The organism is Marinobacter sp., from assembly GCF_048259445.1.
GTDB lineage: Bacteria > Pseudomonadota > Gammaproteobacteria > Pseudomonadales > Oleiphilaceae > Marinobacter.
Genome location: NZ_JBLXHQ010000011.1, coordinates 69,003 through 81,291 on the forward strand (window position 1 = coordinate 69,003; position 12,289 = coordinate 81,291).

Below are 12,289 nucleotides of genomic sequence, written 5' to 3' on the forward strand. Positions count from 1 at the left end.
AAGGCCGGGCAGCACCTCCTTAGCCTACTCAGTCTGCGGCGGCTCTGCCTGAAGCTCTTTTGCGGGAACGCGATTCTCGCCCCAGCTGCGATAGACTCGGGTCACCACTCGCTGCAGCTCTTCTTCTCCCACGTCCGCTGGCTCGCCACGTTCAAGCGGGTCAAAGTGGAATATGTACAACCGGGACGTAAACTGCTCGAACGGCAGAGAGGCTTCACCAAATCGCTCCCCGCAGCCCTCCGTTCCAACATGCACATCATCACCCCAGCTCTGGCCACTGTCGTTGTTGGGATTGTAGAAATACACACGCATCTCACCTTCGGGGTCCAGAGCTACCCGGAGAATCGTTATCGCGTGCCAGCCGATAAAGCGTGCGGCCCTGTCAGTGACTGCAACGCCAGCTGGCTGAGGATGAATGAGAGGCTGATTACCATTGTAATAAGGATGATAGCTGGCATAGAAATGCCGGATAAAGCCCTCCAGGTCAGCCAGATTACCGGTGGCGACATCCACATTGATGGCAAACCCGCGCCCTGCAGACCAGCCGTGGAATTCCGGGTTCACCCATCTGTGGGGATCGCCCTCACGACCGATACACATGCGCCCCATTTCACCGTAAATCCGGTCAAGGTGCGGTACCACAACCAGTGAGACCGGATCCAGATCCAGGGTTACCTCTGAAGCCACGCCACCAAGGCTGCGTGCCGAAGAAACCGGCTGACCCTCAAAATGCATGACGATTTCATTATCCCGTGCTGCCCAGGCAACCATCTGCAAAAGATAGTCCGGATCGTTGTAGGCCCACATAGACAGCGCTCTGGCAGACTGACAGGTCGGATTGTTTCCCTGGCCAACGCCCAGCGGCTGCCCAAGCATGTTCAGCACACCCTGAATCAGCCAGGCGCCGGCCTGGGGCTGGTAGCCGTAGGCAAGTTGCAGGCGCTCGCGCGCCTGGGGACAAAGATTCAGCCGGGCCTGCCGCCAAAGCGCAGGTGCGACAGGAGGCTGGTAGAGAATGCCGCGCTCCAGCAAGAGTGCCAAACCATAAAGACCCTGAGCGGTTTCCGGATAAATACCCTCCGTGATCAGGGTATAGACCAGCTCCCGGTAACACATCAGGCAATCACGCCCCGTGCTGGACAAACCCAGGGCTTCGCTGAGCAGATTGTCATGGCTTTCGAGAATGAAGCGGACGAAGGTTGCATGGTAGGGAGAAACCAGACCGGTATCGTGCATGGAGCGGGCGAACCCGGTGGCTTCGTTCTGCAAAGTCTGAGTATCCATAGATTCCAGACGTTGCTGATACACCACGGTGCCGGGGTCTTCGCTGCAACCCCGTGTAGGACCGTAGAGACTGGAGATCAGGCGGTCTGCTCCCCGCCCTGCGCTACCGAGATCGGCATCTGGTTCGGCCCTGCAAATAGCAATCTGAGTGATCATCCTGCGCACGTCAGCCACCTGAATCGGTCGCTGCTGCAAAATCCGCCAGATTTCTTCGATCAGACTGTCGATGACGTGTTCGTAGCCAATATGCTGGGCTACGTGCTTTACAACATGCTGGCTGATCAGCGCAAGCCGGCCCTGCTCCCGCTCGGCTTCGCCGGTCATGCCGAACAAGAGCCCGAGGTTAATCGCAAGAACCTGAGTCAAGTAGTGGTGGGCTTGCTCAGCAGACACAGAGGGGTGCAAATAGGCTCCACGGGCAACGGCCAGCAGCCGGAGTTCGCTAAGCGCTTCAACAATCACCGTGTCAGTATTCTGGCTTTGCAGAGCGTAGGTGGTTAACGACGGCAGCAGGATGGCGGGTTCCGCCCAGTCCGTACCGTCGAACACACCGGCCTTTTCAAGCCGTTCTGCACGCACCTCAATAACTGCGCATCCTTCCGGCTGCATCAGTATCCTGCGCACGAGATCGAACACCGCCGGCAGCTTGCCCGGCTTGGCAAAAGACCGGCTTTCTTCCAAAATCCGGACCGCGTCGTCCAGCCTGGCCGCCAGCTTGTCCAGATTCACAACGGGGAAAACATTGCCCGATTGCTGATCGTTCAAACGATGTTCCTCAGGGCCTGCACCAGGCCCTATAGTTGTTAATGCATCGCCCGATTATACATAGAAATCCAGATCTTCCTGATGCTTCAGGAGATCACGCATTACGTAGGGGTCCTCACCAAAGAAATACACCAGGCCCCAGTGGGTGCCGAATGCAGTGCGCTTGGTAACGGTTTCTTCGACCGGCGGCGTCAGTTCGTGGGATTCAAAATACTCGTGATTCTCGGTTTCCTCAGGAATCTCGAGCTTGCTGACAACCCTGCGTCGCGGGTACACGCCAAAGCAACCGGCGTAGCCCTTGGCATCCACCACTTCTGTCGGGAAGAAGGCTTTGATCTCTTCGGGTGTGGTCTTGGGGTCAAATGAAAGGATCAGCCCCTGGTAAGCGTTGAAACCATAGGCTTTCTCGAGCAACTCAAAAACCTTGAACCCGGGCGGCCGATAGGCCACTTCGCCAAAGTACATGGTGCTGTCGCTGGTTACAAAATATTCCGGATGAACAAAACCGAAATCAATATCAAAGGTCTTGATCAGCTTTTCAATTTCACCGCGAATCTGGTCACGGTACTTTTCGAGGTCCGGTGTGGCAGGCACGAAAACAGAGTAGCCAAGCGTCACGTACTCGGAGATGTTCAGAAAAGCGATCTTGCCGTTATGGATCCACGCTTCTACCGCAAACTCCCAGCCATCAAGATGTGATTCCATGAGCACAGGAAACTCTTCATCCGGGATGGAGTCTACTTCGTCCGGGGTGCGGATTACTCTATGACCAAGACAGCCGGCTTTGTCGAAGGCTTTCAGGTGAATCGGATCGTTGGGGTCGCCGTCGAGCTTCAACAGCGTCTGGTTAACGCGCTTCAGGAAGCGGATAACGTCGCCCTTGTCATGAGCCTCTTCGAAAATACCTACACGAATACCGCCAAGCTGCGCCCGGCGCTTCATCAGTGCCTTGTCTCGCAGCAACATGGCCTGACCAAACAAGCGTGGCTTGTCCATCAGTACCGAGTTGATAGCACCGGCCCATTCAACAGTCTCTTCAAACAGGGGAATGGCAACATCAACCCCCATATCTTTGAGAGTTTGGGCAATCTCGACGGAGCGATCGTTCAGTCTCTCGAAGTTCCAGGGCACATAGGGGATGCCGTGCTCTTCACAGTAGGGTTCTGCCCAGTCGGGAGCCACCACAACATAGCGCCGGTCGAATTTATCGGCGGCTTCTACCGCGTTGAGGCTCCAGCCAAGTAATGCAACATACCCTTTCTCAGGGTTATAGTTTTGCTCGCTCATAGGCTATTTCCGCGTTTCAGGGTGTCCCATTACCCTACGCCTATGAGCGAGAATCGCAAATATCAGCTCAATTTCAGGGTAGCGAGCGTTCTTTCCCGTACTTTCGTCAACAGCGCCTCATCGTTAACAAGAGATTGGCCGTAGGATGGCACCATCCGCTTCATACGCTCCTGCCATTCATCCGTTTTGATGCTTTCCGGGAAGCAACGCTCAATCACATTGATCATCGCATTAGCGGCTGTAGAAGCCCCTGGAGAGGCACCAAGCAGAGCCGCCAGGGTACCGTCTTTTGCAGCCACAATTTCGGTGCCGAACTCCAGCTTTCCACCGCCACCTTCAGCCTGTTTTATAATCTGAACGCGCTGCCCTGCATTGCGCAGTTCCCAGTTGCCTTCCTCCGCTTCCGGGAAGAAATTACGTAAAGCTTCTACCCGATCGTTGTGCGACTGGAATACTTCGCCGATCAGGTAACGGGTGAGGTCCATGTTGCTCTTGCTCACCGACAGCATCGGTTTGAGGTTGGTCGTGCGCATCGAGCCGAACAGATCAAAGATGGAACCCTGTTTGAGGAAGCGAGTGGTAAACCCGGCAAACGGGCCAAACAACAGGGCCGGCTCACCGTTAATAATGCGGGTATCCAGATGTGGTACCGACATAGGCGGTGCACCAATCGGCGCCTTGCCATAGACCTTGGCATGGTGCTGCTCTACCACCTCAGGTTTGCGACACACCAGCCACTGACCACTGACGGGGAAACCACCGTAACCCCGGGCTTCATCAATACCGGATTTCTGCAGCAGCGGCAAAGCGCCACCACCGGCTCCGAGAAACACAAAACCGGATTCCAGCTTGGTGAGCTCACCGGTATGCTGATTTTTAACCCGGATTTTCCAGCGCCCGTTATCGCGCTGGTCAATATAATGCACCGGACAACCCAGCATCAGTTCAAAGTTGGGCTGGCTTTGCAGGTAATCGACCATGTTCCGGGTCAGCGAACCGAAATCTACATCCGAACCATGGCGAATACGGGTCGCGGCAACCCTCTGCATCGGATCCCGACCCTGAACAACCAGCGGCATCCACTCTTCCAGATCTCTGGGCGACTCGGTGTACTCCATGTCGCGGAAAAGGTGGTGAGCACTCAGGCGTTCGAAACGACGCTTGAGGAAAGCCACATCTTTTTCACCCCAGACAAAACTCTGGTGCGGTGTACGGTTAATAAATTTTGAAGGCTCGGGCAACATGCCCTGCTCTACCAGATGTGACCAGAACTGCAGCGAGACCTCATATTGGGCATTGATTTGCAGAGCACGCTCGATGGCCACATCGCCGTCTTCAGTCTCGGGCGTATAATTCAGCTCGCAGTATCCTGCATGCCCGGTTCCTGCGTTGTTCCAACCATCAGTGCTTTCATGAGCAACGTGATCAAGACGCTCCAGCATGACAATTTTCATGGTCGGATCGAGCTGCCTGAGCATCACACCGAGAGTGGCGCTCATGACACCACCACCGACCAGCACTACGTCTGCCTGTTTAACGGCCATTGGTTTTTCACCCTAGCTAGTTTCGAGCCTTTCACCCCTCCACGATCAGCAGAGGCGGTTGTCGGATGCGGGCCACTCGCGAGGTAAATGGCGATGGCCTGTGCGTCCGTTCTGTATGTGCGCGCAATTATCCGGATTCTACGAAAATAATAAATTGCGATTGTGAATCGTTGCGGGTCTGTGCACGACCCTGAGGCTGCATTGTTTTTTACGAACAATGGCTTGCGCCGGCTTATAAGTAATCATCCGGAGGCATGATGCGACGAGCTTTGCTGCCATTTTCTCTTCTTTAACCCGCAATATCACCGCAACTTTAGTCTCATGCCACTGCTCGCCCAGGATCATAACACTTCATCCGAAAGGTGCTGACCTTAACCATCCATATGCGGTATCTTGCACACCGTTCTGGTGCTTATACGGTTGGATACACAGGGTTAACACCGGGATTTTTGGGTAAATGCATCTGACTGAGGCTTATCTATGGGAATGGCTATTGGCGCAATCATCGCCGGCCTTGTATTGCTGGTCTGGAGTGCAGACAAATTCGTGGAAGGCGCTGCTGCCACCGCCAAACATCTGGGCATGCCCGCGCTGCTTATCGGCATGGTGATTATCGGGTTCGGCACCTCGGCTCCGGAACTGGCCGTGTCTGCCATGGCGGCCGCCGATGGTAACCCCGGGCTTGCCCTGGGTAACGGTTACGGCTCCAACATCACCAACATTGCACTGATTGTTGGCCTGACGGCAGTGATCGCACCCATCGCGGTACATTCCCAGGTACTGCGAAAAGAGCTCCCCCTGCTTGTGGTGCTAACCCTGATAGCAGGCGCGCAATTACTGGATGGCGAACTCACGCGATTTGATGGCTGGGTATTACTGGGTGTGTTTGCCGCAGTAATGGGTTGGTCGATTTTTCAGGGCATGCGAGGCAAAGGCGACTCACTGGCAGGCGAAACAGATGCACAGTTGACCGGCGAACTGATGGCGATGAAAACCGCCATTATGTGGCTGGTTGTTGGCCTCATTCTGCTTGTTGTAAGTTCCCGCCTGCTTGTCTGGGGCGCAGTCACCATCGCACAGAGCCTGGGTGTCAGTGATCTGGTGATCGGCCTGACTATCGTGGCAATTGGCACGTCTTTGCCAGAACTGGCGTCGGCTCTCGCCGCAGTGCGGAAAAACGAACACGACCTGATCCTCGGCAATATTCTCGGTTCAGGTATCTTCAACACGCTAGCCGTCGTAGGGCTGGCAGCCGTTATCCAGCCATTGTCGGTTGACCCGGAAGTGCTTTATCGGGACTGGTCATTGATGCTGGCCCTGACAGTTGGCCTGCTGATTATGGGGTTCGGAATGACTGGCTGGCGCAAAGTGATCAGCCGGTTTGATGGTTCTCTTCTTCTGCTGGTCTATGTTGCGTATACCGGCTATCTGCTCTCTACAGTCGTTGCTGCCAGCACAAGCTGACAGCAACAACCTCTCGTCTTAACTATTTTCCCTGAACACCATAGCAATGGAGTTCAGGCAATAGCGTTGCCCCGTCGGAGGAGGCCCATCCGGAAATACATGCCCCAGGTGGCTGTCGCAACGAGGGCAACGCACCTCTGTGCGAGCCATTCCCAGACTTGTATCCTCAATGTAACGGATGTGGTCCTTGTCGAACGGCTGAAAGAAGCTTGGCCAGCCGGTGCCTGAATCGAACTTGGCGTTTGAGCTGAATAAAGGAAGATCACAAAGCCGGCAGTGGTATACACCCGCCAGTTTGTTATCCAGCAAAGTGCCACAAAACGGATGCTCCGTTCCGTGATCCAGCAGCACCTTACGCTCTTCGGGTGTCAGGTTGGCGGCTTTGTCTTGTATCTGTGCCTCTGTCAGAGGCGTCAGGTCATAACCTGCAGCTGAACTACTCATCATTTATATCCTCAGGCCAGATTGTTCCCGGAATCAGAATCGGCAGCAGTGTATTCCGGCTTTAGCCGGTCACTGAAGCTATCAATAAGTTTTTCCATTTTAGGGGCCGCCACGGCCATGATATATGGCTGGTAAGGATTCCGGGCGGCAAAATTCTGATGATTCGCCTCGGCCGGGTAAAACGCTTCCAGAGGTTCCAAAGCCGTTACTATCGGCTCCGGATAGACTCCGACTTCATCCAGCTGGCGAATATAGGCTTCTACGACCTGCTTTTGCTCCGGAGTTTCGTAAAAAACGGCCGAGCGGTATTGCGTGCCCCGATCATTACCCTGTCGATTCAGTTGAGTCGGATCATGGGCGACGGAGAAAAATACCCGGAGCAATTCGCCAAAACTGACCCGTCTGGGGTCGTAGTGAACGTCTACCACTTCTGCATGGCCGGTCGTTCCCGTGCACACGGCTTCGTAGTTGGCAGTTTCCCGCGATCCACCCGCGTAGCCAGATTCCACTCGATTAACGCCATCCATTGCGAGAATTACAGCTTCCACACACCAGAAGCAACCACCCGCAAGAACAACTCTTTGTTCACCTTCTCCGGCAGGCAGATCCTGCTCCGGCTCCGGAAAACGACTACGAGCTACGTTCAGACCGGGAATACTGCAAGATGACGTCATAAAAACCTCGGCTACGTACATTAATGTATACAGGCTACAGATTGTGGCTGCTAATCCATCATTTTTCCAACCGGGCCTGTTCTGTCTGTTCCAGCCTGCTTTGACAGAGCACTGAAAAGCCGAGATAGAAAAGTTCCGGAAAAATACGCGAACGATTCACCTGCCGGGTTGCATCCCTTCTGTTGCCTATCATAATAAAGTCAGGGCTGGGCAAACTCATGCAAGGTTCCGCTCCGAAACCAGAGGAAAACTGATGAATTCACCGGCCAGAAAACCGGAACACCAGGATGAACTTCTGGATTACCGCCTGAGCCTGAGGCTGGGGCCGGTCCATGCTCGCCAGCGCATGGGCATTGAACGTGAAGCTGAAGCCAGAGTGTTCGGCAGGGATCACTCGTCATTTCATCTTGAAAACCTGGCATCGGCACCCGGCTTTATCCGTTTCTGCCTGAAAGTCTCGGGGCTCCTTGGTCGCGGCCAGGCTAACAGTCGGCGTCTGGACACAGCCCATAACCGATTTCTTCTGCCAGACCTGCCACCAAGCTTCGAGGGTTTCCGCATCCTCCACCTGACCGACCTCCACGTGGACATGGATGAAGCGAACCTGCAGGCAGTTATACGGCAAATTTCTCCGCTGGATTACGACCTGTGCGTGCTCACCGGCGATTATCGCAAGCAGACCTGGGGCCCGATTGAAGCCGCTTTGGAGGGTATGGAGCGGTTGCGCGATGCGATCAAAGGCCCGGCCTACGCCGTGCTTGGCAACCACGACAGTGTGCGCATGGTGCCAGCGCTGGAAGACATGGGTTACGCACTGCTGATGAACGAGATGATTCCTATAGAGCGGAACGGTGAATGCCTGTATCTCGCAGGGGTTGATGACCCCCACTTCTACAAGGTTCACAACCTGCACCGCGCCGGTGATGACATTCCCCCTGGTGGCATCAGCCTGCTACTCAGCCACTCGCCCGAAATCTGGCGGGAAGCCTCCCACGCCGGCTACGATATGTTCCTGTGCGGGCACACCCATGGCGGCCAGATCTGCCTGCCCGGAGGCATTCCACTCACACTGGATGCCGACTGCCCGCGCCACCTTGGGCGCGGCTATTGGCGGGCAAACAGAATGCAGGGATACACATCGCCCGGGGCCGGCACATCTGTGGTCAACGTGCGGCTTAATTGCCCACCGGAGGTGACGATACACACCCTGACCCGCGGCCCGTCTCAGTGAGGCTGGCGCCGGATGCCCAGACGATAGAGCAAGGGCGAGATCCACATATTGGATAGCGTGAAGAGCACAACAATAAACAACGCGGCCCAGGCTCCGACCAGACCCTGGCCCATCGCCAGTAGCACAGGCATCGCCGCCTCGGGCACCTGATCAAGCCAAGGCATTCGCTCGCTGGACACGAGCCCGAGCCGGCGTTTGATAAAACTGCTGAACAGGTCACCGGCGAGTGCCAGCAAACCGAAAAACAACCCGAACAGAAACCCCTGCCCAGCGGCCAAAGCAAACAGTCCACAGCTCAGGGCACCGGAAACGATTCCGCGCCAGGTTTTGCTTTTGCCCAGCAATGGGCGACCATCAAACCAGTTCAGCCCGGCATCCACCGGCGCTGACCAGCGTTGTCGGAGAATCTTTGCGACAACCACTGGCGCGCCATTCGCCAGAACCAACATCAAAAATAACTGCAGGGATATCAGCAAGCGCCGCTACTCCTGACCGGTTTATCTCAGGTAATTCCGCCCCGGGTCAACTTGAGCGGATTCATCAGGTCTTCCAGCCGCTCCCGACTGAGGCCGCTTCTCTCCTCAGCCACATCAATCACCGGGCGACCTGTTTTATAGGCTTCCTTGGCAATATCCGCGGCCAGACTGTAACCAATTTCGGGGTTGAGGGCGGTTACCAGCACCGGGTTGCGGCCTACGCTGGCATCCAGTGTTGCGGTGTTTACGGTAAAGCCGCGAATGGCCTTGTCCGCCAGCATGCTGGTGGCATTGCCAAGCAGCCCGATCATGTCCAGCAGGTTGCCTCCGATCAGCGGCAGCATCACGTTAAGCTGAAAGTTACCAGACTGCCCGGCAATGGCATTGGCGCTGTCCAGGCCTATCACCTGCGCGCCCACCATCGCGACCGATTCGGGAACAACCGGGTTAACCTTGCCCGGCATAATACTGCTGCCTGGCTGCAAAGCCGGCAAGCTTATCTCCGCAAGCCCGTGAATCGGGCCGCTATTCATCCAGCGCAGATCATTAGCAATCTTGGTAAGCACTATACCCAGCCCACGCAATTGCGCTGAGAGCGCAACCGGGCCATCCACCGCGCTCAGCCCGACAAATTTGTGCTCCATGGAACGGAACGAGTAACCGGTGTTGGCTTTCAGGAACTTTACAAACTGCCCGGAAAACTCAGGCAGCGCATTCACGCCTGTACCGACTGCCGTAGCACCCTGGGGTACAGAAAGCAGATCGGTAGCAGTCGCTTCAAGGCGCTTTTCAGCCAAGAGAATCTGCTCCCGCCATGTGCGCAATTCCTGGCCAAGGGTAATCGGCATGGCATCCATAAGGTGCGTACGACCGGTTTTGACCTGCGCAGAAAAGAGCGCCTCACGTTCGTAAATAATGCCACGAAGATGCGTGAGCGCGGGGATAAGGCGCTCTGTCACACCAATCACTGAACTCACATGAATAGCCGTGGGGATCACATCGTTGGAGCTCTGGCTCATATTCACATGATCGTTCGGGTGCACCTCGACGCCTTTGCTGGCAGCAATGGCCGCAATGACCTCGTTCACATTCATGTTGGTGCTGGTGCCGGAGCCTGTCTGGTAGCGATCAACCGGAAACTGATCGGCAAATTCTCCACGAACAAGCGCCTGACAAGCATCGCTAATAGCATCGCAGCGGCTGTTATCCAGGAGCCCCAGGCTGGTATTGGCTTCGGCCGCCGCCTGTTTAACAAGCGCGACCGCTGTAATAAAGGCCGGTGGCATGGGCTGGCCGCTGACCGGGAAGTTGTTGACTGCGCGCTGAGTCTGGGCACCCCAAAGTGCGCCGACAGGTACATGTACGTCGCCCAGGCTGTCGGTTTCTATTCGATAATCGCTCACTGCTGCCTCCTGCTCTGCATTATCGTTACCAAACGGTTCAGAATAAGTGTAGCTCGTCAGGAGGCTCTCAGGTCAGGCTTAACGACCCAATGCGTAAAACTCCGCATTCGGGCGCATGCTTGTCACGTTCGCCATTCGGTTAGATAGACCGAAGAACGACGCAACGCCCGAAATATCCCAGATATCTTCGTCGGTAAAACCATGGCGATGCAGCTCTGCAAAGTCGTCATCGCCGACTTCCTGGGCCCGCTGGGAAACCTTCACGGCAAAATCCAGCATCGCTTTCTGGCGGTCACTTATATCCGCCTTGCGGTAGTTAACCGCCACCTGATCCGCAATCAACGGGTTCTTCTCCCGAATCCGCAAAATCGCACCATGAGCCACTACGCAGTACTGGCACTGGTTAAAGTTACTGGTGGCCACCACGATCATTTCACGCTCACCCTTGGTGAGATTACTGTCCTTTTCCATCAGGGCATCGTGGTAGTCGAAAAAAGCCCGGAATTCCGCCGGCCGGTGAGCGAGCACCAGAAACACATTGGGGATAAAACCTGATTTCTCCTGCACTGCCAGAATCCGATTACGGATATCCTCAGGCATGGCATCCAGTTCTGGCACTGGAAAACGGCTGATAGCTTGCTCTGTTTGTGCCGACATTTTATGTCCTCTGTTTTGTTGTTCAGTTGGGTAAATACCGGGATTAGCCGGCTACGGGAATCACCACACGGCCCCGGATCTTGCCGTCCATTAGTCGTCCCGCGGCATCGATTGCCTCGTCAAAGGGCACTTCGGTGATCATGCTGTCCAGCAGTTCGGGAGAAAGGTCCTGCGCCAGCCGTTTCCATGCGTGCACTCGATCTTCCTTCGGTGCCATAACGCTGTCCACGCCACACAGGGTCACGCCCCGCAGAATGAAAGGCGCAACCGTAGACGGGAAATCCATTCCTGCGGCCAGGCCGCACGCCGCAACAACGCCTCGATACTTCATGCCCGCACACACGTTCGCAAGAACCTGGCCACCGGCTACATCAATTGCCCCGGCCCAGGTTTCCCGAGCCAACGGCTTGCCTGGCTCACTCAATTCCGCCCGGTCCATAATCTGCTTTGCCCCCAAAGACTTCAGGTAGCCTTCTTCTTCGGGCCGGCCCGTGACCGCAGTCACCGAATAACCCAGCTTGGCCAGCACCGCGACAGCAACGCTGCCAACACCACCCGTTGCGCCAGTGACGAGAAGATCGCCTGAATCAGGAGCCACACCGTGCTTTTCCAGAGCAATCACACAGAGCATGGCGGTGTAGCCTGCTGTGCCAATAGCCATAGCCTGACGAGCTGTGAATGGCGCCTGCAACGGAATCAGCCAGTCGCCGGACAACCGCGCTTTCTGAGCGAGACCGCCCCAGTGTTTTTCGCCAACACCCCAGCCATTCAGAACAACTTCGTCTCCGGCTTTGAAGTCGGAATTTGAAGATTCTGTTACCACTCCGGCCAGATCGATGCCCGGAACCATCGGGTAACTTTTCGCGATGGGAGCGCGCCCGGTAATGGCAAGCGCATCCTTGTAATTAAGTGTCGAGTAGGCGACATCTACAGTGACATCGCCTTCTGGCAACTGGGCCTCGTCAATCGCTTTCAAGGACACCTGTTGGTCGCCCCGACTGCCCTCAATCAAAATACCTTTGAACATATTGCCTCCAATGATTTCGCTCTATGATTTGAA

The 12,289-nt window shown here is 55.6% G+C and carries 11 protein-coding genes; 2 read left to right on the forward strand and 9 right to left on the reverse strand.

Features of this window, described 5'->3' with window-relative positions:
* Nucleotides 1-24 precede the first annotated feature (24 nt).
* The 3 genes from ACN0RL_RS09900 to mqo form a co-directional block, all read right to left on the reverse strand.
* Nucleotides 25-2,049, reverse strand: coding sequence for a hypothetical protein (locus ACN0RL_RS09900; RefSeq protein WP_417516222.1), 2,025 nt, complete (start codon nt 2,047-2,049; stop codon nt 25-27).
* A gap of 54 nt (nt 2,050-2,103) precedes the next feature.
* On the reverse strand, nt 2,104-3,336 hold the full coding sequence (locus ACN0RL_RS09905) for an ATP-grasp domain-containing protein (protein WP_417516224.1): 1,233 nt from the start codon (nt 3,334-3,336) through the stop codon (nt 2,104-2,106).
* Nucleotides 3,337-3,398: 62 nt separating this feature from the next.
* A complete protein-coding gene (gene mqo / locus ACN0RL_RS09910) occupies nt 3,399-4,880 on the reverse strand; it encodes a malate dehydrogenase (quinone) (RefSeq protein WP_417516226.1) in 1,482 nt (493 codons plus the stop codon).
* Nucleotides 4,881-5,360: 480 nt separating this feature from the next.
* Here mqo and ACN0RL_RS09915 point away from each other — a divergent pair, with 480 nt between their 5' ends.
* On the forward strand, nt 5,361-6,344 hold the full coding sequence (locus tag ACN0RL_RS09915; RefSeq protein WP_417516228.1) for a calcium/sodium antiporter: 984 nt from the start codon (nt 5,361-5,363) through the stop codon (nt 6,342-6,344).
* Nucleotides 6,345-6,362: 18 nt separating this feature from the next.
* Here the strand turns inward: ACN0RL_RS09915 and msrB are convergent, their stop codons facing one another.
* Together msrB and msrA are read right to left on the reverse strand one after the other, a co-directional pair.
* Nucleotides 6,363-6,788 (reverse strand): peptide-methionine (R)-S-oxide reductase MsrB, encoded by a 426-nt coding sequence (msrB, locus tag ACN0RL_RS09920; protein ID WP_417516361.1) that lies wholly within the window; start codon nt 6,786-6,788, stop codon nt 6,363-6,365.
* 11 nt (nt 6,789-6,799) lie between these two features.
* Complete coding sequence (msrA, locus tag ACN0RL_RS09925) at nt 6,800-7,462, reverse strand: peptide-methionine (S)-S-oxide reductase MsrA (protein WP_417516230.1); 663 nt, start codon at nt 7,460-7,462, stop codon at nt 6,800-6,802.
* Between the two features lie 253 nt (nt 7,463-7,715).
* On the opposite strand from msrA, the gene ACN0RL_RS09930 reads away from it, so the two are divergent.
* Nucleotides 7,716-8,693: a metallophosphoesterase gene (locus ACN0RL_RS09930; RefSeq protein WP_417516232.1), complete on the forward strand. Its 978-nt coding sequence runs from the start codon at nt 7,716-7,718 to the stop codon at nt 8,691-8,693.
* On the opposite strand, the gene ACN0RL_RS09935 is transcribed toward ACN0RL_RS09930, so the two are convergent.
* The 4 genes from ACN0RL_RS09935 to ACN0RL_RS09950 form a co-directional block, all read right to left on the reverse strand.
* On the reverse strand, nt 8,687-9,169 hold the full coding sequence (locus tag ACN0RL_RS09935; RefSeq protein WP_417516234.1) for a CDP-archaeol synthase: 483 nt from the start codon (nt 9,167-9,169) through the stop codon (nt 8,687-8,689). The genes ACN0RL_RS09930 and ACN0RL_RS09935 overlap by 7 nt on opposite strands.
* A 26-nt stretch (nt 9,170-9,195) precedes the next feature.
* The gene (locus tag ACN0RL_RS09940) at nt 9,196-10,572 is read right to left on the reverse strand and encodes a class II fumarate hydratase (RefSeq protein ID WP_417516236.1); all 1,377 of its coding nucleotides are present in this window, start codon (nt 10,570-10,572) and stop codon (nt 9,196-9,198) included.
* Between the two features lie 78 nt (nt 10,573-10,650).
* Nucleotides 10,651-11,229, reverse strand: a complete 579-nt coding sequence (locus ACN0RL_RS09945) for a peroxidase-related enzyme (protein ID WP_417516238.1) — start codon at nt 11,227-11,229, stop codon at nt 10,651-10,653.
* A 43-nt stretch (nt 11,230-11,272) separates the two neighbouring features.
* Entirely contained in the window at nt 11,273-12,256 is a 984-nt protein-coding gene (locus ACN0RL_RS09950) for an MDR family oxidoreductase (protein ID WP_417516240.1), read from the reverse strand.
* Nucleotides 12,257-12,289 lie beyond the last annotated feature (33 nt).

Bases quoted from the DNA above. Each gene is read 5' to 3' on its own strand.
- ACN0RL_RS09905 (WP_417516224.1), bottom strand. From the start codon at position 3,336: ATGAGCGAGCAAAACTATAACCCTGAGAAAGGGTATGTTGCATTACTT.
- mqo (WP_417516226.1), bottom strand. From the start codon at position 4,880: ATGGCCGTTAAACAGGCAGACGTAGTGCTGGTCGGTGGTGGTGTCATG.
- ACN0RL_RS09915 (WP_417516228.1), top strand. From the start codon at position 5,361: ATGGGAATGGCTATTGGCGCAATCATCGCCGGCCTTGTATTGCTGGTC.
- msrB (WP_417516361.1), bottom strand. From the start codon at position 6,788: ATGAGTAGTTCAGCTGCAGGTTATGACCTGACGCCTCTGACAGAGGCA.
- msrA (WP_417516230.1), bottom strand. From the start codon at position 7,462: ATGACGTCATCTTGCAGTATTCCCGGTCTGAACGTAGCTCGTAGTCGT.
- ACN0RL_RS09930 (WP_417516232.1), top strand. From the start codon at position 7,716: ATGAATTCACCGGCCAGAAAACCGGAACACCAGGATGAACTTCTGGAT.
- ACN0RL_RS09945 (WP_417516238.1), bottom strand. From the start codon at position 11,229: ATGTCGGCACAAACAGAGCAAGCTATCAGCCGTTTTCCAGTGCCAGAA.
- ACN0RL_RS09950 (WP_417516240.1), bottom strand. From the start codon at position 12,256: ATGTTCAAAGGTATTTTGATTGAGGGCAGTCGGGGCGACCAACAGGTG.